This window comes from Gibbsiella quercinecans (assembly GCF_002291425.1).
Taxonomy (GTDB): Bacteria; Pseudomonadota; Gammaproteobacteria; order Enterobacterales; family Enterobacteriaceae; genus Gibbsiella; species Gibbsiella quercinecans.
The window spans coordinates 5,106,483-5,130,646 of sequence record NZ_CP014136.1; the positions used below are offsets into that span (position 1 = coordinate 5,106,483).

Genomic DNA, 24,164 nt, shown 5'->3' on the forward strand with positions numbered 1-24,164 from the left:
TCGCATGTCTGTAACACAAATCGCTTTTCCGGCGCGCATCGTGCGCGGCGCCGGGGCGTTGGAAGAGATCGGAACACTGTGCGCGGATTACGGTTCGCGTGCCATGCTGATTGGCGGCGAACGGGCGCTGGCGGTGACGGAGGCGACCATCGGTAATTGCCTGCGGGCCGCGGCGGTGGAGTTGGTGGCCAGCGAACATTTCGGCGGCGAGTGCACCGAGCAAAACATTAACCGCCTGGCGGCGCAGGCCCGGGCTGAAAAGGCACAGGTGCTGATTATCGCCGGCGGCGGTAAAGCACAGGACACCGGCAAAGCGGTCGGTAATCTTTGCGCCTTGCCGGTGATTACCGTTCCCACCATTGCCGCCACCTGTGCGGCGGTAACGCCGCTGACCGTGCGCTATTACCCCGACGGGCATTTCCGCGACATGCTGCACCTGGCGAACTCGCCGGTGGCGGTGGTGATCGACAGCCAACTGCTGGCCCAGGCGCCGACGCGCTGGCTGGCTGCCGGGCTGGGGGATACTCTGGCTAAATGGTATGAATACCGCGCCATCAGCCGTAACGGCGCAGTGGGCGGGATGGCGCTGGCGGCGCAGGCCAATAGCCGTATTTGCTACCAATTGATTGAAACCTACGGCGCCGCGGCCAGCCAGGCGGCGGAGCGCGGGGAAGCCACGCCGGAGCTGGAGCAGGTGCTGGACGCCATCTTCCTGTTCGCCGGGCTGACATCGCTGATGGGCAGTGGTGCCCATGCCGCCGCGGCGCATGCGCTGTTTGAAGGCTTCACCGTTTGCGACAAAACCCGCGATTTCGGCCACGGCCTGTTGGTAGGGTATGGCAACCTGTGCCTGCTGGCGATCGAACAACGCAGCGACGAAGAGCTGCTGGAGGCGCTGAAACTGGCGCAAGCCTGTAATATCCCGCTGCACATGGCGCAGATCGCCGACGATCTGACCGCGGACGAGATCGACGCCATTGTGGCTGCGGCGGTGGATGCGCCGGATATGGCCAATATGCCGCAGCCGGTCACGTCGGTACAGGTGGCCCAGGCCATCCAGCGGGTGCACGCGCTGGCGCAGCGGCTGTAACGTTAGCGGTTTAACCAGCCTAGAGCTGCGGGCCGATTTGTGGGATTATTTCGCCCTTGATACGCGAAATAACGCGTGTTGCCGGAAGGCGGCGATGTAGTTGATCGTCAGCAGGCCGGTAACGCGCCATAGCGCGCGTGTATCCCACTTGGAGAAGGGTGAATGGCCTCGCTGAAAGACGTTGCAAAACTGGCTGGTGTGTCGTTGATGACGGTTTCCCGTGCGATCAACGAACCCGATAAACTGCGCCCCGAAACCTATCAACGTGTGAAGCAGGCCATTGATCGGCTCGAGTATGTGCCGGATCTCTCCGCCCGGCGCATCCGCGGCGATCGCAGCCGGATGCAAACTATCGGCGTACTGGCATTGGATACCGCCACCACGCCGTTTTCCGTTGAAATCATCCTGTCGATTGAAAAAACCGCGCGCGAACACGGCTGGAACAGCTTTGTCGTCAACCTGTTTGCCGACGACAGTGCAGAAAAAACCATTGATTTGCTGCTGGCGCACCGGCCGGATGGGGTGATCTTTACCACCATGGGGCTGCGGCAGGTGACGGTGCCGCCGAAACTGCTGGATAAACGCCTGGTGCTGGCCAACTGTACCAGCCCTGGCAACGCTATCGCCAGCTACATTCCCGATGATGAACAAGGCCAGTATGACGCGATGAAAGCGCTGATCGCCAAAGGCTATCGCGCGCCGTTGTGTATCCATCTGCCGGAGGGCATCCCGGCCGCCGGGCTGCGCCGCCGCGGGCTGGAGCGCGCCTGGCGCGAGGCCAGCGGTGACGTTGTCCAGCTTAAGCAATACCATTTGGATCTTAGCGAAGGTGATGGCCACTATCTCGACAGCCTGGCGCTGTTGGCGCGCCATTTTTCGCCGGGCAAGCGTGATTGCGACGTGGTGGTGTGCGGCAACGATCGGGTGGCGTTTTTGGTCTACCAGACGCTGCTGGCACAAGGCTGGCAGATCCCGCAGCAGGTTGGGGTGTTGGGGTATGACAATATGGTCGGCATCGGCGAGCTGTTCCAACCGCCGCTGACTACGGTGCAGTTGCCGCATTATGAGTTGGGCCGCCAGGCGGCTTTGCATCTGATCAATCAGCTTGAGCACCGGCAAACCGTGAAGGTGGCTTGCCCGCTGTTATTGCGGGCATCGCTGTGATGGGGTTCCCGCCGATGAGGGCGGGAAAGGGATTATTCCCAGATGCTGCCGAGCGCCCAGGCGTGAAGTTCGCCGAAGGCCGCCGCGCCGCTTTCGGCAAACATACTGATGGTGCGCTCACCGTCGGCCGGATAGATGCGGCTGGTCAGGCAGGCGCGGCCCTGGTTGACGAATACCTCGACGGAAGAGCGATCGATAAACACCTGTAGCTGCATGTTTCCCGCCGGTGGCAGCGGTACGCTGCGGCAGCCGCACAGCCCCGGCTCATCGCTAAACCGCTCCAGAACCAGCCGCTGCGCCTGGTTATCGATATACAACCGAGCGGCGTTGCCGATGGTGACACCGTAACGCTCCGCATCGCTCGCCGCAGTATCCACCGTCAGCGCCAGCTCCTGAAGCGCGGCGCCCAGCACCAGGCGCTGGTTACGCAACTGCGCAGCGCCGAATGACTGGGTTTCGCCGCGCAGCGCACGCAACTCCCGCGCCGGGTTCATTAACACGCTGCCATCCGTATCCAGCGAAAGCTCGCGCGGCAGGGTAAGCGCGCCGGCCCAGCCGTGGGCTTTGCTTGGCATCGGCGATTCCCACATATCCATCCAGCCGAACAGCATGCGGCGCCCATCGGCCGCGGTGAAAGACTGCGGCGCATAGAAATCGTGCCCGGCGTCCATCTCGCGGAACGGCTGGTCGAGGGTGAATGCCTGCCCCGGTTGCCAGTCGCCCAGCAGGTAGCCGCTCTGGAAACGGTTACGGTTATGGTAGCCGTGGGGGGCCAGCCCCTGTGGCGAAAACATCAGCAGGTGGCGTTCGCCCAGCGGGAAGAAGTCCGGGCATTCCCACATATACCCTTCAGCGGCGGTTTGCGCGCGCGCCAGCACGCGCTCGAATGTCCAGGCACGCAGATCGTGCGAGCGATAGAGACGCACCTGGCCCAGTTGGTTTTCCTTGGCGCCGACCACCATCCACCATTGGCCGTCCTGTTGCCAGACTTTGGGATCGCGAAAGTGCTGAATACCGTCTGGCGGCAACAGCACCGGGCCATGCTTGACGAAGTGCACGCCGTCGCTGCTGGTGGCCAGGCACTGAACTTCGCGCACCTGGTCGTCATCGCCTGCTTTGCCCAGCCAGACGTGGCCGGTGTAGATCAGCGTCAGCACGCCGCGATCGTCCACCGCGCAGCCGGAGAAACAGCCGTCTTTATCGAATTCATCGCCCGGCGCCAGCGCGATCGGTTGATGTTGCCAGTGCACCAAATCGTGGCTGGTGGCATGGCCCCAGTGCATCGGCCCCCAGTTCGCATCAAAAGGGTGGTGCTGATAAAACGCGTGGTACACGCCGTTGATGCAGATCAGGCCGTTGGGATCGTTAATCCAGCCGGCCTGCGCCGCCAGGTGAAAACGCGGATAGTAATCATCCTGGCGTTGAGCATGCAGGGCTTCAACGGCATGATCGGCGGACAGTAAGGCATTTTTCATTGCATCGACTCGCTTGATTTTATCGTGGGTTGAAAGTGTGCATCCTTCCCGGCGTTATCGCCGCGCAGCAGGAAACAGGAAAGCAGGGTAGTAAAGGCGACCATACAGCCCATCAGCAGATAGGTGGCGGCAAAGCCGATATGGTCATAGCCGTGGCCGGCCAGCGGCGACAGGAAGCTGGCCATCACCTGGGTGATGAACTGGAAGCCCACCAAATACAACGTGGAAGACAGCCGGCTGTCGAAGCGGGTGGCGATGTATTTGAACAGCGCGATCAGCAGGATCGGCAATTCAACGGCGTGCAACAGCTTCATGGCGGAAATCATCAGTGCGCCGCTGGCCAGCCCCGAACCGAACATCCGCAGCGCCATGACGGCGCCAGCCAGCAGCAGGCCCTGTTTAGCGCCGATGCGGTTCACCAGGAAGGGCGCCAGAAACATCCCGCCGGCTTCCAGGAACACCTGCAGCGAATTGAGGAAGCCGTACATTTCGTTGCCCTGTTGGTGGGTTGGGAACTGTGAGGCGAAATAGACCGAGAACTGCTGATCGAACACGTTGTACACGCTGATGCCGAGTACAAACACCACCAACGCCCAAAATCCCGGCAGGCGCAGCAGCGCCAGCGCGTCGTTGAGCTGCAGATTTTCCGGCTTGCCGTATTCCAACCCGGCCATGGCATTGGGTTTTAGCTCACGCACCTGGCTGAGCAGCAGCAGAAACGCGACTGCCGAAGCCGAAGCCAGCCAAAAGTTAATGTTGGGGTTGATGTTGAAAATAAACCCGGCGAAGAAAGTGGCGCAGGCCCAGCCGAGCGAGCCCCACATGCGGGCGCGGCCAAATTCAAAGCCGACGATACGGCTGACGCGTTCGGTATAGGATTCCAGCGCGCCGATGCCGGCAAAAAAGGTGGCGCCGATAAACAGCCCGCCGATCAGCGCGCCCAGTAGCAGGTTCATGGCCAGCAGTGGCGCGTAAACGTAAATAAAAAATGGCCCGGTGAGCAGCAGCATCACGCCCAGGTACTGCAGCAGATGTTTGCGCAGGCCAAGCTTGTCTTGAATAAAGCCGTACAGCGGCTGGGCACAAAGGGCAACCAGCGAAATGGCCGAGAAAATCAAACCGGTTTCGGCGCCTTTCAGCCCGATTTTTTGGTTAAGCCAGATGGAAATCAGTGAAAAACTGGACGACCAGGTAAAAAAGAAAAAAAACAGCAGGCCGCTCAGGAGCACATAGTACTTTTTGGTTTCGCGGTTCATGGTGATGTTGCCCTGATGAGTGAGATTGGCTCTATTGTTAACGTTAACTTTTGACGAGATAAAGATACCATCGCAGCTGATTGCGATGTTAATCACAAAAGTTAACGTTAACATTTTTGCGATGTGATCGAAATCACGTGTTGATCATGGGCGTCGCTTATCCCTCGTGGCGAGAGATAAGCGCAGGGGCAGGGTTTAGATGCTGGCCAGGTAGCCGCCGTCGACGTAAAGGATCTGCCCGGTAATATAGGCGGCCGCCGGGCTGGCGAGGAAGATGGCGGCGCCGGTGAGATCCTGCAGCTCGCCAAAGCGCCCAATCGGGATCTTGCTTTGCATGGCGTTGCACCATTCGCTGTCCTGGTAGAACACTTCGGTCATGGCGGTTTGGAAATAGCCGGGGCCGATGCCGTTCACCCGGATGCCATGGGGCGCCCATTCGCTGGCCAGCGCGCGTGTCATGCCCGCCAGCCCGGATTTCGATGCGCCATAAGCGGTGGCGCCCGGCACGCCAACGGCGGTGGTCAGCGAACACAGGTTGATGATGCTGCCGCTGCCCTGCGCCATCATTAAGCGTGCGGCGGCCTGCGCGCAGAAAAACGCCCCCTTCAGGTTGGTATTGAGGATGTTGTCCCACAGCGCTTCGTCAACCTCCAGCGACGGGCGCACCTGTTCAATACCGGCGTTGTTGATCAAGATATCCAACGGTTTATCGGCCAGGCTGGCGAACGCCGCGCGGATCGACGCCGGATCCTGCACGTCCAGTTGCACCATCTGCGGATGTTCGCCCCAATTGTTCAACTGTTGCGCCACCGCTTGCAGTGCGGCACGCTGGCGGCCGGCGACGATCACCTGCGCGCCGGCCTGGGCGAGCCCTATGGCCAGCGCCTGACCGATGCCGCGCGTCGCCCCGGTTACCAGCGCCCGTTTGCCCTGCAGTGAAAACGGCGCCAGCCCAGGCGGTAAAGTTGCGTTTTGCATAGTTTCTCCTTAAGGCACCACGATGGTTTTCAACGCGGCGGCATCGCCGGCCAGCAACGCTTGATAAGCCTGCGGCAGCGCGTCGAGGGCAATCGGCGGCGACAGCCACTGCGCCAGTTTATCGGCAAGCTGCGGCAGCAGCGCGATCGCCTGTTGCTGTTCGTCGGCAAATACGCTGCAGCCCACCAACGTGATTTCACGTTCTACCAGGCGGTTGGCGTCAATCGGCACCTGGCCGTGGAACAGGCCGACCATGGCGATGCGCCCGGCGGGGGCGATATGTTCAATCAGCTGATTGAGCACGCCGGCCGAGCCGGTGGCTTCCACGGCAAAAGCAATGGCCTGCGGCAGCGGGCGCCCTAATTCCAGCGCTTGCAGCGGCAGAACGCGCTGCAGCAACGCCAGGCGTTGCGGGTTGCGCTCGGCCAATAACAGCGGGCAGGCGCGCAGATGGTGCAGCAGCAGCGCGACCAGCCCGCCGATGGTGCCGCCGCCGGCGACCAATACCGGCGCGCCGTGCGGTGGGTTAAGTTGGTTTACCACCCGCAATGCGACCCCCAGCGGTTCGCTGAGGGCGGCGATCGGCGCTGGCAGCGTTGCCGGCACCTTCAACAAGCTGGATGCGGGCAACAGGGCCAGTTCGGCAAAGCCGCCGTCACACACTTCGCCGACGAAGCCAAGCCGCGGGCACAGGTTGCTGCGCCCGGCCTGGCAAGCGGGGCAAACGCGGCAGCAGGCGCGGGAATCCACCACCACGCGATCGCCCACCGCCAGCCCGCGCACCGCGGTGCCGATCGCCAGCACTTCACCACAAAACTCATGCCCCGGCGTTACCGGCAGTTGGGCGATCCACTGGCCGGTGCGGAAGTTGTGCAGATCGGAGCCGCAAATGCCGGCCGCCAGCACCCGCAGGCACACCCCGTCGGCGGGCGGGGCGGCGGGCGGGGGGATCTGTTCGATGCGCAGATCGCCAATGCCATAAAAACGGGCGGCTTTCATGCTTCACCGCCGTTCGCCGGATCGATAAGCTTGAACCAGCGGCTGGCGATATCCTCCCCGGCCAGTGGTTCGCTGCCCAGCATCACGGCGATGGCGAACCCCAGCGCCGAGCTGGTGACATTGTGGCCACCGCCGCCACCGTCGCGCAGATCCAACACCAGCGTTGGGCAGCAGAACAGCGCCAGCCGCATCAGCCGTTGCCAGTGGGCCGGCAGCCAACCGCGGGCGTTGAGCTCGGCCAATAATGGCCGCCAGTAGCCTTCACCTTTGCTTTGCAGGAAGGGCGCACGCAGCGGCGTCAACTGCCAGTTGTGTTCCACCAGCAGGCGGTCGCCTTGCAACTGCACGTTGATTTGGTAACGCTCATCACAGCGCTGGGGTTCATACAGCCAGAACGGATGGGCAAAGATGTTGTGAAACGTGGCCTTGATCTCCGCCAGCAGCGCCGGGATATGGCGCCCGGCGAAGGCGGGATCGAAACTCACCAGTTGCGGCTCCGGGTGTTCGGTTTCATACCACACGTTGGCGTTGTGCGCGTCGCCGTGGGCGGTGACGACGCCGTGCTGCGCTAGCCTTGCCGGTGCCAGCAGCTCGCCGGCCTGCAACAGCAATTCCCCCAGCGTATGCGGGTAAAGTATGCCGTTTATCTGCCAGCGCAGGTTTTTCAACTGCGCCCACGGCAGCGTGAGCTGCGCCAGCGTGAACGTTTGGCCGACGTAGAACTGCGCCACCCGGCCACCGAAGCCGGGCGCGGCGCCAGGGCTGACCAGCCGGTGGTGGAACAACTGGTGGATCGGCTCTCGTGCTACTGCGCCAGGCTCGCCGGCCTGCAGCGTCGGCAGGGTCAGCGCCAGGATTTCCCGATCGGCGCGTTGCTGGGCGGCAATCACCGGCGCGGCGTCGTCCCAGCGTTGATGCAGTTCGATCTCGCGGCAAACGTCCGCCAGGCGCCGATCGTGGCGCAGGCGGTACAGCAGGATCTGCCGCCCCGGTTCACCGCAGGCGTACAGCGGCACGTCGACGCGAAAGCCGCTGTCGCGCAGCAGCTCGGCGTTGTAATACTCCTCGATGGTGTGATCTTCGCCTTCCTCATGGTGATACTTGAAGAACAGCCCGCGTCCATCGGCCAACGTCAGCGTGCCGTTCAGCGAGTTCAGGCTGTACTGATCGCGGTTGATGGCCAACTGGGTTACCGTCGCGCCGGTAATCTCCCCGACCAACTGGCGCAGTTTGGCGGCGGCCTGCTGCCATTCACCGGCGTGCGTCAGGGCGCGCGCCTGGGCCGCCAGCGGTTCACGCTGGGGAATGGGATTATCGGTCATCACAACCTCCCGGGGTTTGGGGTTAACGGCCGAGCAGGGTTTTGCGTAACGGAGATACCGCCAGCGCATGGCCGGTAAAACCTTCGTACACGGCAAAATCGTGCGCCTTATCCGCCAGGGCGTCATAACCGCTGCGGGTGACGTAACCGACGGAAATGCGTTTCATATAGTCGAACACCGAAAGCGGCCCGGCCACTTTGGCCGCGGCGTTGGTGGGCAGCACCGCGTTCGGCCCCAGCACAAAGTTGCCCAGCGTTACCGGCGTATAGTTGCCGAGCAAAATCTCGCCGGCGTTACGGATTGTCGCCATCACCGCCAGCGGTTCTTCCGCCAGAATTTCCAGGTGCTCCGGCGCGTACTGGTTGACGAACTCCACGGCGGTGGCGAAGTCACGGGTCAACACCACGCCGCCATGTTCGCCGCCCAGCACCGCCTGGGAAAAGCCGGCGCGTTTTTCATCCAATTGCGCCCAGTAGCCCGGCAGGGCGGCGATGGCCTGTTCCGCTACCTGGCGGCTGGAGGTGACCAGCCAGGCGGAGGAATCCGGGCCGTGTTCCGATTCGATGATCAGATCCAGCGCGGCCAGGGCGCCGTTGGCGGTTTCATCCGCCAGTATAATGCTTTCGCTCGGGCCAGCCGGCACGCCGGGATCGATATGTTGCGCCAGCAGGCGTTTGGCGGCAACCAGCCACGGGCTGCCGGGGCCGACGATTTTCAGGCACTTGGGCACCGTTTCCGTACCGTAGGCCACGGCCGCCACGCCCTGGGCGCCGCCGCACTTATAAATATCCTTGATACCGACCAGGCGGGCCGCCACCAGTGTGGCGTCGTCCACCTTGCCGTCCGGGCCGGGCGGGGTGATCACCACCGGACGCGGCACGCCGGCCACCACCGCAGGAATGGTGGTCATCAGCAGCACGCTGGGGAAAGAACCTTTACCGCGCGGCACATAGCAGGCTACGGAGTCGATCGGCACCATCCGGTCGCCGGCAAAGGCGCCGGGCTGCATCTCCTTCAACCACATTTCTTCGGGCTTTTGCGCCTGGTGGAAGGCGCGGATATTTTCCGCCGCAAAGGAAATGGATTCGATCACCTTGGGATCCAGCCGGGCAAACGCGGCTTCAAATTCGCTCTCTTCGGCGCGGATCGCCATTTGTTCAACCTGCACGCCGTCGAATTCACGGGCAAAACGCCGCAGCGCCGCATCACCTTCGCTGCGCACGGCGGCGATAATCGGTTGAACCCGTTCGATGAAGAACGACAGGTCCGCTTCAGTGCGTTTAAACAACGCGTCCGGCAACTGTTGGCAATCGCTAAGATCGTGAAAGGTCACTGTCTGTGTCATGCGTTTACTCCTGGGCAAATTCGTGTTGGGAAGCCTGTTCCCGGATGGATTTTAGAACCTGGCGTTGCAGCTCGATGTAGCGCATGTCGGCGCTGATCTCTTCACTGCGCGGGCGAGGCAAGTCAACCTGGAAGGTGGTGTTGATGTTGCCGGGCCCCATCACCACGATGCGATCCGACAGATACACGGCCTCTTCAATATCGTGGGTGACGAACATCACCGTCAGGCGGTGGGTTTCCCAGATGCGCGTCAGCAACAGCTGCATCTGGTGGCGCGTCATGGCGTCCAGCGCGCCGAAAGGCTCATCCATCAGCAGGATTTTCGGCCGGTATGACAGCGCCCGGGCGATCGCCACCCGTTGTTTCATCCCGCCGGAAAGCTCGTTGGGGTAGGCGTCGGCAAACGGCGTCAGGTTCACCAGTGCCAGATGGTTATCGGCGATCTCCCGGCATTCGGCCCGGGCATAGCCGGCGGCCTTGAGCGCGAATTCGATGTTTTGCCGCGCCGTCAGCCACGGCAGCAACGTATAGGACTGGAACACCACGCCGCGATCGATGCCCGGCCCGCGGATATCCTCGCCGTCGACGCGCACGCAGCCGTCGTCAAAATCCTCCAGCCCGGCGGCGATGGAAAGCAGGGTGCTTTTGCCGCAGCCGGAGCTGCCGACCACGGAAACGAACTCGTTGTTGCCCAACGTCAGATCTATGTTATGCAATACCTGGCGCGTGCCCTTGCCGACCCGGAAGCTTTTGTTCAGGCCGCTGATGGTTAAGGTAGCCATTATTTGCGCCTCGCGTTGTAACGGAACAGAACGCGCTCTGCGGCGCGCATCACCTGATCGGTAACCAGGCCAAGCAGGCCGAGCAGCAGGATGTAGCCGATGATGGTGTCGGTCTGGAAGAAACGCTGCGACACCACGATGCGGTAGCCCAGCCCGGAGGTGGAGGCAACCAGTTCGGCCAGCACCAGCCAGGTCCATGCCCAGCCCAGGCTGATGCGCAGTGCATCCCAGATTTCCGGCAGTGCGCCGGGCAGCACGATTTTGAACAGAATGTTGCGATCCGGCATGCCGAGCGTGCGCCCCAGGCCGACAAAATCACCCGGAACGCGTTTTACCGCATCAATCACCATCAATACCTGTTGGAAGAAGGTGCCGATCCAGATAATCAGGAATTTCTGGAAGTCGTCGGTGCCGGTCCACAGGATGGTCAACGGCACAAAGGCGACGACCGGCATGTAGCGGATGAAGTCCACCAGCGGCTCGGTGATCGCCTTGAAAAAACCATAGCAGCCGGCCAGTACGCCGATCACGATCGACATCAGCGATGAGATCAGAAAGGCGATGGAAATACGATACAGACTGCTGCGGATATCGCTCCACAGTGTGCCGTCTTGCGCCAGGCTGATCATGCGCTGCCAAACGTTGCCCAGCGTCGGCATAAAGATCGCCGGCACCGCGCCGCTACGGGTGGCCAGCCACCAACTGAGCAGCAGCAGGGCGAATACCGCCACCGCAATGCTGACGAACAGTTTGCGCGAGGGCGTTTTGCCGATCACAAACAGGCCGGCGGATCGGCGTTTTTTATGATTGGGTAGATGGGGTGGGCGCGCTTGGGCGCGCGTCTCCGGCGCATCCAATTTCACTGAACTCATCGGTGTTTCCTCTGGTGTTATCTCGCACCCTGTCGGCCCCGGTATGCTGCCGGCAGGGTGGGTGTTGCACGGGCACGCGAAAACCCCTCGCCAGAAACGAGGGGCAAAACGGCCTTACAGGCCGTTAACAAACTTCGGTTCGATAATTTGTTCTGGCGTGACCGGCTTGCTTACCAGTTTGGCTTCCGTGGCCGCTTTCAGCACGTGGGCAAAGGTCACTTTGGCGAAATGTTCGCTCAATACCTGTTTATTTTCCGCCAGCGTGTAGTACTTCACGCCGTCGAAGGCGGTTTCCAGGTCTGCCGGGCTGGCGCCCACCTGTTTGGCGATGATTGCCCGGCCTTCGGCGGTGTTTTGCTGATAGTGCTGCAGGGCGGCATCCCAGCTTTTTATCATCGCGGCTACCTGGCCCGGTTTGTTTTTGATGGCTTCATCGCGCACCACCAGTACATCGCTGATCAGGCCCGGATCGGATTCACCGCTGTAGAGCAGTTTTACGTTGGGATCCTGTTTTTTCGCCATGCTCAGGTAGGGCTCGTAGGTGACGGCGGCGGTGACGCGCTTGGCGATCAAGGCGCTGCCGGCGGAATCGGCCGGCATAGGCACCGGCACGATATCGCTCCACTGCATGTTGGCCGAGGCGAGGGCGCTGTGCAGCAGAATGTCGCTGGTGGTGCCCTCTTCATAGGCAACCTGTTTGCCCTTCAGATCGGTCAGAGCGTTGATGCCCGCGCCGACAATCAGCGCATCGGCGGTTTGGCTCTGGTCGAGCAGCAGCACGATTTTCACCGGCAAACCGGCGGAAACCATCCCCATCGCGGTATGCGTGGCGATATTGGCCGCATCGATCTGGCCGCTGGCCAGCGCGGCGTTAATGTCTTTGTCTTCGGCAAAGTTGATGATCTCAACCTTCTCCAGCCCTTGCTGTTTAAATAAATCAAGTTGGTTGGCTACGTGCCATTGGCCATAGCCCAGCCAGGGCTCGATGCCCATTTTAAAAGTACCGGGCTCCGGTTTGGGCAGCGGGGCGTCGGCGGCGAGTGCCTGGGCCGACAGCATCCCGATACAGCAGGCGGCGGCGAGCATTTTTTTCAACGTTGTTATTGGTTGCTTCATTGGAACCCTCATCTTTCGCACTGGTGAGTTGATGTCCTCATCGGTAATGTCCGTCCATGTATATACAAGCCAAAGCAAGTTAAAGGCCAATCGCGGCGGATCGGCGAGGATATTTATCAGCTAGCTGATTTATAAAAACTTTGATTTAGTTATGGGTTGCGCGAACGGCGGTTTTGCCCTGGTTTGGCGGCGATTGCACCACCACTGCGCCCAACTTTGGCGCGGGTGGGCAATGATGGGGCGCCGTGTGGACACCCGAATGTTTAGCGTTGGTTGAGTGAACGCAGATGACCGTTGCGGCGCAGGGGCATCCCGTTGAAGGCGTGAAGATCAATTCGTCCGATAGCGGCCATTCCCGGATCTGCCGGCAATGGAACGGCAGGTCTGATAAAGACCGTCAATCAGGCCGCCGTTGCGGCTGCGCAGATGGATCATGCCGAAGGCCGGACTCCAGTAGTCCGATTCCAGCGGAATACGCACGATCGCTTCAGACAACGGCCCATTTTCGGTAGGCAGCGGACAAAGGTTGAACACCGAATAACCGAGGCCGGCAGCCACCATATTGTATGCCATCTCGCGCGAACTCACCGTATAGGCGACCTGAGGTCTGATCCCATGATGATCGAAAAGTCCCGCGTAATAGCGCCGGGCGCCATCGAAATCGAGCAGAATGTATGGCTCTTCTTCCAACTCTGATAAATGGATTGTGTTTTTCCCGGCGAGCGGATGGGTCGGGTGCAGGCCGACGTGAAGGGGAGGTTTGAACAACTCGACGAACGCCAGCGAGGGGTGGAGATCGTCATTGAAGGTAAAAGCCGCCGCGAGTTTGTCGGAACGAACCGCTTCTGAAAGTTCTTTCGAACCGTGCTCAACGAGCTGGATATGTCCGTTCAAAACAGAACGGGAGAACTGAGCGAGCAGCGCCGGCATGATAAGCGGCCCGGCGCTGGCAAGCACCCCCAGAGAAATATCGCGCTCCCAATCCAGGGGGATATGCGCCGCCGCCTGTTCAAACCCCCGATAGGCGCTGAGAAACTCTTCGGCGAGCGCGGCGAATCGTTCCCCGTCGCGGGTCAGTTTCATTCCTTTGGCCGGTTCGCTGAGGAACAGGCTGATATGCAGCTTGGCTTCGATAAGGCGAATGGCTTCACGGATCGAGGACACGGAAACCGACATGCTTTCGGACGCTTTAGCGAGCGAACCGGTCTGTTTTACCGCGACAACATAATGCAGGTGTTTGATCGAATAGGACACGTATTCACCTGAATAGTTATGATGACAGTTTGGTTAAAACATACATTTTATGTACGTATTGTTCAATATTAATGCATTTTTTCAAATTAACTATTTTCGCTAGTCTGACCTGAAAGACAAAAATCACATGTAACCCGGGGGACTGGTATGGAAAGAACGACGGCGGCGGTTTCCGCCCGTGAGCAGCATGAAACAGAGGCTAACGCGCCGGGGAGGACGGCGAGTATTGGGGCGGTCACACTTGGAAACGCGCTTGAGTTTTATGACTTTACCATTTACAGCATTTTTGCCGCCGTTATTGCCAGGCAGTTTTTTCCGGCGGAAACGCCGTTGGGCAGCCTGCTGCTTTCGGTGGCGGTGTTCGGCGTCGGGTTTCTGACGCGCCCACTGGGGGGGATCCTGATCGGCGCCTATGCCGATCGAAAAGGACGGAAAGCGGCAATGACCCTGACCATCTCCCTGATGGCCTTGAGTTCGGCTTTGCTCGCCGTTATTCCGCCTTATGCGTCGATTGGTATCGCGGCGCCTTGTCTGGTGGTGCTGGCGCGTCTTATTCAGGGATTTTCCGCCGGCGGCGAAATGGGGCCGGCCACCACCTACTTGCTGGAGCGCGCGCCCGCCAACAAACGCGGCCTGTATACCAGTTGGCAGTCGGCCAGCCAGGGGTTGGCTTTCCTGCTCGCCGGGCTGATGGGTTTTCTTATGACACAGATTTTACCGCAAGAGAGTCTGGAGTCATGGGGATGGCGCGTGCCCTTCCTGTTGGGCATTCTGATTGCCCCTGTCGGCATCTATATCCGTAATCGGCTGCCTGAGACGCTGAATAACGAGCAGGCGCACCGCTCGACAAAAGCCGTGCTCGCCGATTTGTTCGCCGGTCATGGCCGTACCGTGGTGCTTGCCGGTCTCGCTATCGCCGGCGGCGCTGTCACCATGTATATTTCGAGCTATATGACCACCTACGCGCTGACGACCCTCAAGCTGCCGATGGGCGTTGCCATGCTGGCGACATTCGTCACCGGCGCCACCATGGCGGTAATGAGTCTGGTCGGCGGCTGGCTCTCCGACCGCTTCGGCCGCAAAGTGGTGATGATTATTCCGCGCGCGCTGCTGGTGCTGGCGGCGTATCCCGCCTTCCTGCTGATCACGCATCATCAGACGGGAACCATGCTGCTGCTGATGGTCGCGCTGCTGGTGACGCTGCATTCAATCAATGCCGGCGTAATGCTGGGCATGATCCCCGAGTCTTTCCCGAGCCATGTGCGCAGCCTTGGCCTCTCGTTTTCCTACGCCGTGGCCGTCACCCTTTTCGGCGGAACGGCGCAGTTTGTGGTCACCTGGCTGATCGGCATCACGGGTAATCCGATGACGCCGGCCTGGTATCTGGTCATCGCCAATGCGGTCGCCGTCGTTGCCATGCTGATGATGCGTGAGACGCGGCATGTCCGGCTTAACGATTAAATAGAGTAGGGGAATGGAAATAAATGAAGAACACGATATTTGATGAAATCAGCGAATACCTGCCTGAATTGATCGCCCTGCGGCAGGATATTCACCAGCATCCCGAGGCGGCGTTCGAAGAAGAAAGAACATCCGGGATTATCGCCAGAACGCTTGAAAGCTGGGGCATCGAGGTGACGCGCGGGCTTGCCTGCACCGGACTGGTCGGCACCATCGTCGGCAACCGGCCGGGGAAACGCCGTATCGGGCTCCGGGCGGATATGGATGCGCTTAACCTGCAGGAAACGACCGGCTTACCGTATTCCTCTGCATACGAAGGGAAAATGCACGCCTGCGGTCATGACGGCCACACGGCGATGTTGCTGGGCGCGGCGCGCTATCTTGCCGAACATCCCGACTTCGCCGGAAGGGTTCATCTCATCTTTCAACCGGCGGAAGAGGAAGGCGGCGGCGGGCGTGTGATGATCGAAGAAGGGCTGTTTGAGCGCTTTCCCTGCGATGCCGTCTACGGATTGCACAACGAGCCGGGATTGCCGGTCGGCCGGTTCGGCATCCGGCCCGGCCCGATGCTGGCCAGCGTGGATACCTGGACCGTCAAATTCAAGGGCACCGGTGGGCACGGCGCGGTTCCTCATCGCGCCACCGATCCCAGCATGCCGCTGGCGCATTTCCTGCTGGGGCTGCAAACCATTATTGGCCGTAACGTGCCAGCGCGTGAGACGGCGGTTCTCAGCGCCGGTTATATTTCGGCGGGGCATGAGCGTTCCGCGAATGTCATTCCCAGCGAGATCGTCGTGCGCGGAACCGCCCGCTCCTATGAGGCATCGGTCAGGGATACGCTGGAACAGCGGCTGACCGACCTGGCGCTAAACCTGGCGGCCGCGCACCAATGTACGGCGGAGGTCTGCTATGAACGGGGATATCCCGCACTGGTCAACGCCGCGCCGCAAACGGAACTCGCCGCCGCTGCTGCCGTATGCACGGTGGGTGAGGAGGGCGTCGATGCGGCTTATCCGCCGATTACCGCCGGCGAGGACTTCGCCTATATGCTGAAGGCCCGGCCAGGCGCGTTTATGCTGATTGGCAACGGCGTTAAGCCCGACGGCAGCTATCATCATGTTCATACGCCGCTGTTTGATTTCAATGACGAGATCCTGCCGCTCGGCATCGGGTATTGGATCAATATCGTGAAGCTGGAACTGGGCGCGGAATAAGCGGTTTAGCAACCTCAACCATCCCCTTCTCTGGCTGTCTTTTATACCCAAATCCCTGGTTTCATCACCCGGGATTTTTGAACTTCGCTGGGGCGTGGCGGTGGCAGAGGGCGCAGAAAGCAGAAATAGGCACGATATCTGTCGTTGCCAAAGTAAACGGTAAGGGATGAGAGAAAAATGCTGTTAATTACGCGAAAATCCGACGATTCTTATTAACGGCGCGGCCTGTGAGTGCGATAATGCGTACAGAAAGCCGGGCTTGCATACCTCGGGTTTCTAACGGATCGCCAGCCTTCGGGTTGGCGATTCATTTTTTATCCTTCAGCATATTAATTGCCGCGCCGATCAAGATGCGCGATTCAATATCCCGGTTGTTGTCCCGCTGTTGCTCCAGGTGTTTTGCCAAGGTTTCTACCGATAAAACTTCACCCCGATGGCGCAGTTCCATCACGCTTTCACCAATCAAGCGGGCGACTTCATCCCATACGGGTTTGATCTCCTGCTCCGAGAAATTCATGGGTTACCTCGGTTGGGTGATTTTTGCTCAATGTAGCAATTGTACACCCATGTCGCTACTCCAGGTGGCTAATCGGGCCGAAAACAGGAAGTATAAAAATTAATTCGTCAGTATTTCTTCTGGTTATTCACCTGATAATGAAGGTACCGAATAATCAAGGGAGGGAAGCGCGATGAACATGGTGGATCAACTGGCTGAATATTACCGCCTGAGCCAACACGCTGAAGTACAGAACTGGTTGTGCCGCCGGTGGTTGCCGCAGGGGGAGGCGCGTATTGCCTACCTGCGCGAGCTGCTTGAGCCGCAGCTCGCACTCAACCTTAGCCGAAAGCGATCGCCGCCCAGCGCAACAGCAGTAACCCCAGGCAAATCAACACCAGAATGATAAACATTTTCCAGTGTTTTAGCCGCATACGTTTGGTGACCACCTGAACCTCCTTATTCGCTTAGGCGCTAATATACCAGATACATGCAATGATAATGATGATAACCGCCACCGCGATCACTTTTAATAAATCACTGAAGGTATCATCGGGATCTTTATCGGAATTCTTCATATTTCCACCTGGTGCGGCGCTGCGGCTTACGTGTGTAGCCAACCAGTATGCCTGCGTAATACTCCCGGGCAATAGCCGACGGGTAAAATAGGGTAAATCCGTATTGGCGGTGGGGGGGATTGCCAATTCTGCTTCCTCACGTTGAGAGGGCGTATTATTCTGTTGCCTCTATAATGCAATCACGCAGGGTAAATGATGTCAACAGCGGTACCGAAGAAGTATGAAAATGCCGAGCGTTGGGCTTTTGGCGATACCGAGCAACTGGCGGATGAGTTAGTCGCGCTGGTGCTCGATGGGCAGAAAACGGCCACCTGTTCAGCACTGGATGAAGACGGTATCCCGGTGGTGGGCGACGCTTTCGTCGTTGTCAACGGCAAAGGGGAGCCGGTGTGTGCGGTGGAACTGACCGCGGTCGATCTGAAAAGCTACGATCAGGTGGACGAAGCCCATGCCTATGCGGAAGGCGAAGGCGACCGTTCGCTGGCGCACTGGCGCCGGGAGCATAAACGCTTCTTCGAAGAGTACGAGATGTTTTCACCGGACATGTCACTGATCCTGATGCACTTCAAGGTGGTGGAGCGGTTCTGATCGCTGGCCGTGCCGGGGCAATAAAAAAACGCGCAGTGCCGTTGCGGATCACAGCGCGCTCCTTGTCTTTCCAGCCATTATTTCAGTTTCATCACCCAGGCATCGGCCTGGCTATCGTAGTGGTGCTTATACAGCAAAGATTGTTTCCCATTGAGCACGGCAGGGATACTGGTGTGCTCATCCCAGCCATCCAACTGCATGCATAAATCAGGATCTGATTTACAGGGAATGCTCAACGTGCTGTCTCCCTCCGCCTGCCCATTGGCGGGGGAAAGATGCGCATCGTCAATCTCGAAGGTGCCGATTTTTACTACGGTTTTGCCCATAGGAACTCCTTACTCTGTGGGGAGGGAGGTACGACCAGTCCTTTATGAGCATAGTCAACAGAGCAAAAAATGCCACCGAGGGCGCCGAAGCCTGCGCTATGGGTGAAAATCCAGCGCGCCGTCGCGCACCAGTTCACGCGGCAGATTGTTTTTGATCCGGTTGCCGATACGTTTAGCGATCCCCAGCGGCTGATGCTGATAAGTGACGATGCACTCATCGCTTGCCGGTAAGTCGGTGGGATACAGATCGCGCCCGTGATACCACTCCTGTGCCAGCTCGGCGTTCAGCTCAAAGGCCTGCTGGCCGCGCCCATCGCCCAGCGCAATCACGGCTTCGTGCTGCCAGCGGTAACCTTTCGGGAAGCGTTCGGCCAGCTTCAGGCCAATGCGGGAAAAACGCACCTTGCCGAAAAGCGGCTCCAGCTCGGCGGGGAACAGCCAAATTTCCTTATCCCGTTCCCACAGGCGGCTATTTTCATCCCATGCCAGCCCGGCCGCCGCGGCGCTCTGGCACAGCTGGGCGGCGGCTTTGGCGGCGAAGGGGGTGAAGGGGAATTTACCGACCTTGTAGCTGGGTTTAGGCAGCGCCGGGGCGGAGCCGTTTTTGCGCAGGCGCGCAACGAAGAAGCCTTCGCTGTCGTAAATCTGCGGGAAGACGTGCAGGAACCCTTCCGCCGTCAGCGCTTTTTCAGCGCCGGGGAACAGATCTCCCAGCGGTTCGACGCTTACCGCTTCGGGGTAGGCGGTAAGCAGGCCGTTCACCACCTGCTGGTTTTCCTGTTCGTTCAAGGTGCAGGTGGAGTAAATCAGCACGCCGCCGGGCTTCAACGCGTGAAATGCGCTATCGATCAGCTCGCGCTGGGTGGCGGCGATGCTGGCCACGCTTTCCGGCGACCAGTTGCTCATGGCGGCCGGATCTTTGCGCACCACGCCTTCACCGGAGCAGGGGGCGTCCAGCAGGATGGCATCGAAGCTTTCCGGCAAGGCGGCGCCAAACACTCGCCCGTCAAAATGGGTCAAGGCGACGTTTTTTACCCCACAGCGGCTGATATTGGCGTGCAGCACTTTCACCCGGCTGGCGGAGTATTCGTTGGCGACGATGCCGCCGGCATTGTGCATCAGCGCGGCGATTTGCGTGGTTTTTGAGCCGGGCGCGGCAGCCATGTCGAGAACCCGGCTCGGCGCCGCTTCTGCGGCGAACAGCGCGCTGGGCGGCAGCATTGAGCTGGCTTCCTGGATATAGAACAGGCCGCTCAGGTGCTCGGCCGCGTTGCCCAGCCGCAGATCTTCATCCGCGCGGCTGATCCAAAACCCTTCGGCGCACCATGGGATTGGCTCCAGTTGCCAGCCGTAGCCCTGCACCAGCGCCAGGAAGTCCGCCACGCTGATTTTAAGCGTATTCACCCGCAGGCTGCGGCGCAACGGGCGTTGGCAGGCGGCGATGAACGCCTCCATCGACAGTTCGGCCGGCATAATGGCGCGTGTTGATGCAAGAAATTCGGGCGGTAGCAATACGGAGGCGGGTTTGGCCACGGGGGAACTCTCTGGGCTGTAAATAAAAATGAAAGGCGGGATTTTAGCATGAAAATGCCGGACAGGGGATGTGATTGCCCTCACCCCAACCCTCTCCCAGCGGGAGAGGGAGCCGATCGCGCGCGCTGTGAAACATGTAGCTCTATTCAACAAGGCGCAGCGGTTAAAACGAACACCAGACGATCCCCTCTCCCTGTGGGAGAAGGCCAGGGTGAGGGTACAGGAGTTGAAGCGAGCACTGGTCAGTTCCCTCTCCCTGTGGGAGAGGGCCAGGGTGAGTATACAGGAGTTAAAGCGCACACCGGCCGGTTCCCTCTCCCTGTGGGAGAGGGTTAGGGTGAGGGGGCCGTGAGGTTAATTCTGTGGGATCGCCGTGCCCCAGGAACGCCAATCCTTCGGCTCTTCGGCATTGAGCAGGAAGTGTTTCCCCGGCCCAGCCTTTGGCGCCAGTGGAATGCTTGGTGGTGTGGCAAAAGCAATCCCGCCGCGGATAAACTGCTGGAAGGTACCGCTTTTTATTATCCCACCGGTAAGGCCGAACTGCAGATTGTAGCCGGAAGCCTGCCAGAACACGCTGTTGTTGCGCACCAGGTTCTGATATTTCTTACTGATCCGCAGCGCCACATGCACGCGATCCGACATCGCTCCCAGGTAGAATCCGGTGACCGTCCCCACTTCAATCCCGCGGAACAGCACCGGCGTGCCGATTTGCAGCGAGCCGGTGTCGCTGGCATCCAGCACCACGTTCAGGCCGTCCAGGTAACGTGAATCGGTGATGCTGGCCTCTTGCAGCTCAAACTCACGCCGCGTGCCGCCCTGGCCCGGTTCGATATTGATATAGGGCTGCAACAACGTATCCAGGTTATTGACCCCAGCCGCGGAAATTTCGGGGGAGACGACCGAGAAACGGGTGCCGGCGCGGGCAAAGGTGGCGACGTATTCCGGATACAGCACCGCCTTGGCCAGCACTTCGCTGCGCTGTGGAGAAAGCTGCAATGATTCCACCTGGCCGATATCAATGCCGAGATAGCGGATCGGCATTCCCGAAGACAGCTTGCTGGCATTGTAGGTCTTCAGCGTGATTTGGCTGCCGACGGCGCGTGCTGCGGTTTCATTGCCGTACAGCACGCGTTTGGCGCCTTTGTCCAGCGTTACTCCTTGCAGGTTATCGAAGCTGATGGCGCCCTTGAGCGCCCGGTTCAGTGGCGAAGCCTGCACCGTCAGGCCGCTGCCGTTCAACTGCACCCTGGCGCCGCCTTCGGCCCAGAAAATGCTTTGCTCGGTAAGCAGCTTGCGGTATTCCGGGCTAATGTAGACATCCACCTCGAACTCATTGGCCTTGGGGCGCACATTGACGATCTCGCCAACCTGAAACTTGCGGTACAGCACGATCGAACCGGCCTGTACGTCCGGCAGGCTGGTCGCCGTCAGCGTCAGGGTAGGCAGCGGCGCATCGCCGGTGATGCCGGCTGCGGCCTTATCGGCATTGGCATACAGCGGGTACTGGCGGGCGGGTTCGCCTTTGCCGCCGGGAATGATGAGCACCCCGCCGTCAAGCCACTCCTGGGCGCTGGCGCCTTGCACGTTCACCCCGTCCAGGCCGAGTTTAATATCAACACGGCTGTTGACGACAAACTTGCTGTCTTTATGCAGCAGATCGCGATATTGGGCGTCGATCGCCGCCTGGAAGACCACACCGCTGCCGGTCAGGGTGCGGCCGACGATCTGGCCCACTTTGATACCATGGATCAGCAGCGGCTGGCCGGCGTCGATACCGTAGCTTTGCGGCGCAGACAGCGTAACGGTAAGTACGCCCGGCTGCTGCAATAGCGTTTCATTGTTATCCAGTACGTTGAAGTGCTGCTGTAGCTCGCCTTCTCCAGGGAGCAGCTCCAGCGTATTGCCGGTCAGTAGTTGGCTTAGCCGGGCATCGTTGAGGCTGATTTTCGGGCTGCGCATCACAATACGGGTACCGCTGCGCATCAGATCGACCACGGAAGGATCGATCGTCAATTCACCGCTGACCTTGTTGTCCTGTTGCAACGTCAGTTTAGTCAGCGTACCTACCTGTAACCCCTGGTACATCAGAGGCGTGTGGTTTTCATTCAGGCCGTTGCCGCTCGGCAGATCGAGCGTGATGCTCACCCCGCGCTGGCTGTGGGCCAGATCCGGGTACAGCGTGAAGTTTTGATCGGCCTTGGCTGGGGTGCCCGGCGCCGGCGAATCGAAAGCCACCGCGCCATTAACCAAGGCCGCCAGGCTTTCCATTTGTACCGACGCCCCCGCGAGGCTGACATCGCCCTTAAAGCCGGAGACGTTCCAGAAACGGCTTTCGGATTTCACCAGGTGGGTAAAGCGGCGGTCAATCAGCACGTCGATGGTCACGCCCTTATTGCCTTCGGCGACGGTGTAGTCGTAAACGCTGCCGACCGGGAGCTTGCGGTAATAGACCAGCGAGCCGGAGGTGAGAGAGCCAAGATCGTCGGCATGCAGGTGGATCATTAACTCGCCGGTATTCGGGCGGTATTTGGGCTGGGTATCAAGCGCGCTGAAGTGGTCTTGCGGTTTGCCGCTGCCGGGCAGCATGCCGATATAGTTACCGCCGACCAGGGCATCCAGGCCGGAAACCCCGGCCAATGACGCTTTCGGTGTGACCAACCAGAACTGTGTGCCCTCACGCAGCGAGTCCGCCAGTTCGTTTTTAACGCTGGCTTCAACCAAGATGGTGCGCAGATCTTTACTCAGGCTGATGGATTGCACGGTGCCGACATCCACCCCTTGATAGCGCACCGGCGTGCGGCCGGCAACGATGCCCGCCGCCGACTGGAATTCAATGGTGACGGTGGTGCCGCGCTCCAGGTAGTTGCTGTAAAGCAGCCAGCCTGCGATCAATAAAGCAATAAACGGCAGTAGCCAGAATGGCGAGATGCGGTGTTTCTTGGTGACCCGTGCTTCAATCGGTGTATTCGGCATTTCCTGTGGCATGCGCATCCCAAATCAGTCGGCTATCCAGCCATTTAACGGCAAGGAGGGTTAAGATAACTGCAGAACCGAAGTAAAAGGCTGCAGGCCCCATAGTAAAAGACAATAGCTGGTCGCGGTTAACCAGCGACATCATCAACGCGATGACGAATAAATCGAGCATTGACCAACGCCCAATCCAGGTCACCAGGCGCAGCAAGCGGATCCGGGTTTTCAGGTTGTGCGCGGCTTTAAGGTGGATGCTGAGCAGCAGGGTAATCAGCACGATCACTTTGGTGAACGGTACCAGTATGCTGGCGATAAAGACAATCCCGGCAATAGGCACGTTGCCGGAGGTCGCCAGCGACACCACGCCTGAAAAAATCGTGTCCTCAAGGCGCTCGCCATTGGCATAAATAACCGAAATGGGCAACAGGTTGGCCGGCAGCAGCAGGATCATAGCCGCAATCAGCGCCGCCCAGGTTTTCTGCAGGCTGTAGGGTTGGCGCCGGCACAGTGGGGTATGGCAACGCGGGCAGCGCCCCTGCGCATCAGCGGTGCCGGTAAAATGGCACGCCAGGCAAACCTGCAGGGTTTCCGGCGAGCCTTCCCGGCGTTTCTCTTGCGGGTAGTAACGCGCCCAAAGCTGCTCCAGATTCATGTGGATCAACGTCAGGATGCTGAGCAGCGTGAGCGACAGGTAGGCCACCAGTCCATTGCCGAATTGAATGTCGGCATATTCCTTCACCTTGATAGCGGCGACGGCCATACCGATCAGGTAGACATCCAGCATGATCCATTCTTTCAGCCGGGCCAGCATCAGCAGCACGGGGCGCAGGTTCATGCCAAAGGTATGGCCAATGCGCAGGTAGAGCAGGGAAAGCACCAGCGTTAGCGGGGCACCAAAGGTGCAAAAAGCCACCATGCTGGCGGTGAGCGGGTTGCCCTGGCTGCTCATCTGCCAGATGCCTTGCAGCAGGCTGGCGTTGATACTGGTGCCCAGCAGGTGAATGTTGATCAGCGGTTCGGTAAAGGCGAACGGCATCAGCAGCAGCATCGCCACCGCGATGGCGGTCAGGCGCTTCATCGACCAGTCGCGGCCACGCAGGGTTTTGGCGTTACAGCGCGGGCAAAATGCCGCCTGGTTCGCCGCCAGCGGTGGCACGCAGAACAGCAGATCGCATTCGCTACAACGTTGATAGCGCGGCTTAAGCGGCTGGCTGGTGATTGCGTGTATTTCCATCATGGAAAATGGCTCTACGGGTTGGTGATGATAAACCGCCGATAACGGTGCATATTGATTACGGCGCGGGCCTAGCGTTGCTTGTTCAGCGTAGCCGGAAGTTGCGCCGCCT

General features: G+C 59.8%; 21 protein-coding genes. 5 read left to right on the forward strand and 16 right to left on the reverse strand.

The genetic code is table 11. The annotated features are described in order from the left end of the window. Window positions 1-4 precede the first annotated feature (4 nt). Together ACN28Q_RS23210 and ACN28Q_RS23215 are read left to right on the forward strand one after the other, a co-directional pair. Entirely contained in the window at window positions 5-1,090 is a 1,086-nt protein-coding gene (locus tag ACN28Q_RS23210; protein ID WP_095848494.1) for an iron-containing alcohol dehydrogenase family protein, read from the forward strand. A gap of 162 nt (window positions 1,091-1,252) precedes the next feature. Continuing rightward, entirely contained in the window at window positions 1,253-2,254 is a 1,002-nt protein-coding gene (locus ACN28Q_RS23215) for a LacI family DNA-binding transcriptional regulator (RefSeq protein ID WP_095848495.1), read from the forward strand. A 32-nt stretch (window positions 2,255-2,286) separates the two neighbouring features. Here ACN28Q_RS23215 and ACN28Q_RS23220 read toward each other — a convergent pair whose 3' ends face one another. From ACN28Q_RS23220 to ACN28Q_RS23265, 10 genes are all read right to left on the reverse strand, one after another. Then, on the reverse strand, window positions 2,287-3,729 hold the full coding sequence (locus ACN28Q_RS23220) for a glycoside hydrolase family 32 protein (protein WP_095848496.1): 1,443 nt from the start codon (window positions 3,727-3,729) through the stop codon (window positions 2,287-2,289). Next, window positions 3,726-4,985, reverse strand: coding sequence for an MFS transporter (locus ACN28Q_RS23225; RefSeq protein WP_095849173.1), 1,260 nt, complete (start codon window positions 4,983-4,985; stop codon window positions 3,726-3,728). Before ACN28Q_RS23225 ends, ACN28Q_RS23220 begins: the two co-directional genes overlap by 4 nt. 195 nt (window positions 4,986-5,180) lie before the next feature. Then, window positions 5,181-5,963, reverse strand: coding sequence for an SDR family NAD(P)-dependent oxidoreductase (locus tag ACN28Q_RS23230; RefSeq protein WP_095848497.1), 783 nt, complete (start codon window positions 5,961-5,963; stop codon window positions 5,181-5,183). 9 nt (window positions 5,964-5,972) lie between these two features. Beyond that, a complete protein-coding gene (locus ACN28Q_RS23235; protein ID WP_095848498.1) occupies window positions 5,973-6,962 on the reverse strand; it encodes a zinc-dependent alcohol dehydrogenase in 990 nt (329 codons plus the stop codon). Beyond that, window positions 6,959-8,284 carry a hypothetical protein gene (locus ACN28Q_RS23240; RefSeq protein ID WP_095848499.1) on the reverse strand — a complete coding sequence of 442 codons (1,326 nt, stop codon included), beginning with the start codon at window positions 8,282-8,284 and terminating at the stop codon, window positions 6,959-6,961. The genes ACN28Q_RS23235 and ACN28Q_RS23240 overlap by 4 nt, the downstream gene beginning before the upstream one ends. Before the next feature lie 22 nt (window positions 8,285-8,306). After that, entirely contained in the window at window positions 8,307-9,629 is a 1,323-nt protein-coding gene (hisD, locus tag ACN28Q_RS23245; RefSeq protein WP_095848500.1) for a histidinol dehydrogenase, read from the reverse strand. A 4-nt stretch (window positions 9,630-9,633) separates the two neighbouring features. Beyond that, entirely contained in the window at window positions 9,634-10,410 is a 777-nt protein-coding gene (locus ACN28Q_RS23250) for an ABC transporter ATP-binding protein (protein WP_095848501.1), read from the reverse strand. Beyond that, window positions 10,410-11,282 carry an ABC transporter permease gene (locus ACN28Q_RS23255; RefSeq protein WP_095848502.1) on the reverse strand — a complete coding sequence of 291 codons (873 nt, stop codon included), beginning with the start codon at window positions 11,280-11,282 and terminating at the stop codon, window positions 10,410-10,412. The genes ACN28Q_RS23250 and ACN28Q_RS23255 overlap by 1 nt, the downstream gene beginning before the upstream one ends. A 114-nt stretch (window positions 11,283-11,396) precedes the next feature. Next, window positions 11,397-12,398 carry an ABC transporter substrate-binding protein gene (locus tag ACN28Q_RS23260; protein ID WP_095848503.1) on the reverse strand — a complete coding sequence of 334 codons (1,002 nt, stop codon included), beginning with the start codon at window positions 12,396-12,398 and terminating at the stop codon, window positions 11,397-11,399. A 330-nt stretch (window positions 12,399-12,728) separates the two neighbouring features. Beyond that, window positions 12,729-13,652 (reverse strand): LysR substrate-binding domain-containing protein, encoded by a 924-nt coding sequence (locus ACN28Q_RS23265; RefSeq protein ID WP_095848504.1) that lies wholly within the window; start codon window positions 13,650-13,652, stop codon window positions 12,729-12,731. A 147-nt stretch (window positions 13,653-13,799) separates the two neighbouring features. Here ACN28Q_RS23265 and ACN28Q_RS23270 point away from each other — a divergent pair, with 147 nt between their 5' ends. Both ACN28Q_RS23270 and ACN28Q_RS23275 read left to right on the forward strand, forming a co-directional pair. Next, the gene (locus ACN28Q_RS23270; protein ID WP_095848505.1) at window positions 13,800-15,113 is read left to right on the forward strand and encodes an MFS transporter; all 1,314 of its coding nucleotides are present in this window, start codon (window positions 13,800-13,802) and stop codon (window positions 15,111-15,113) included. Window positions 15,114-15,136: 23 nt separating this feature from the next. Then, entirely contained in the window at window positions 15,137-16,327 is a 1,191-nt protein-coding gene (locus ACN28Q_RS23275; protein ID WP_095848506.1) for a M20 aminoacylase family protein, read from the forward strand. Between the two features lie 307 nt (window positions 16,328-16,634). Here ACN28Q_RS23275 and ACN28Q_RS23280 read toward each other — a convergent pair whose 3' ends face one another. Further along, entirely contained in the window at window positions 16,635-16,844 is a 210-nt protein-coding gene (locus tag ACN28Q_RS23280) for a hypothetical protein (RefSeq protein WP_095848507.1), read from the reverse strand. 320 nt (window positions 16,845-17,164) lie between these two features. Beyond that, window positions 17,165-17,272: a small membrane protein YniD gene (gene yniD, locus ACN28Q_RS23285; protein WP_230469481.1), complete on the reverse strand. Its 108-nt coding sequence runs from the start codon at window positions 17,270-17,272 to the stop codon at window positions 17,165-17,167. 324 nt (window positions 17,273-17,596) lie between these two features. Between yniD and ACN28Q_RS23290 the strand changes: the two genes are divergently transcribed. Further along, a complete protein-coding gene (locus ACN28Q_RS23290) occupies window positions 17,597-17,989 on the forward strand; it encodes an ASCH domain-containing protein (protein ID WP_095848509.1) in 393 nt (130 codons plus the stop codon). Between the two features lie 77 nt (window positions 17,990-18,066). Here ACN28Q_RS23290 and ACN28Q_RS23295 read toward each other — a convergent pair whose 3' ends face one another. The 4 genes from ACN28Q_RS23295 to yebS all read right to left on the reverse strand — a co-directional run bounded on the left by ACN28Q_RS23295 (window position 18,067) and on the right by yebS (window position 24,052). Next, window positions 18,067-18,315, reverse strand: a complete 249-nt coding sequence (locus tag ACN28Q_RS23295) for a YebV family protein (RefSeq protein ID WP_095848510.1) — start codon at window positions 18,313-18,315, stop codon at window positions 18,067-18,069. A 96-nt stretch (window positions 18,316-18,411) separates the two neighbouring features. Continuing rightward, the gene (gene rsmF / locus ACN28Q_RS23300) at window positions 18,412-19,848 is read right to left on the reverse strand and encodes a 16S rRNA (cytosine(1407)-C(5))-methyltransferase RsmF (protein ID WP_095848511.1); all 1,437 of its coding nucleotides are present in this window, start codon (window positions 19,846-19,848) and stop codon (window positions 18,412-18,414) included. 354 nt (window positions 19,849-20,202) lie between these two features. Beyond that, complete coding sequence (locus tag ACN28Q_RS23305; protein ID WP_095849175.1) at window positions 20,203-22,833, reverse strand: PqiB family protein; 2,631 nt, start codon at window positions 22,831-22,833, stop codon at window positions 20,203-20,205. Next, window positions 22,802-24,052 (reverse strand): membrane integrity lipid transport subunit YebS, encoded by a 1,251-nt coding sequence (yebS, locus tag ACN28Q_RS23310; RefSeq protein WP_095849174.1) that lies wholly within the window; start codon window positions 24,050-24,052, stop codon window positions 22,802-22,804. Before yebS ends, ACN28Q_RS23305 begins: the two co-directional genes overlap by 32 nt. Window positions 24,053-24,164 lie beyond the last annotated feature (112 nt).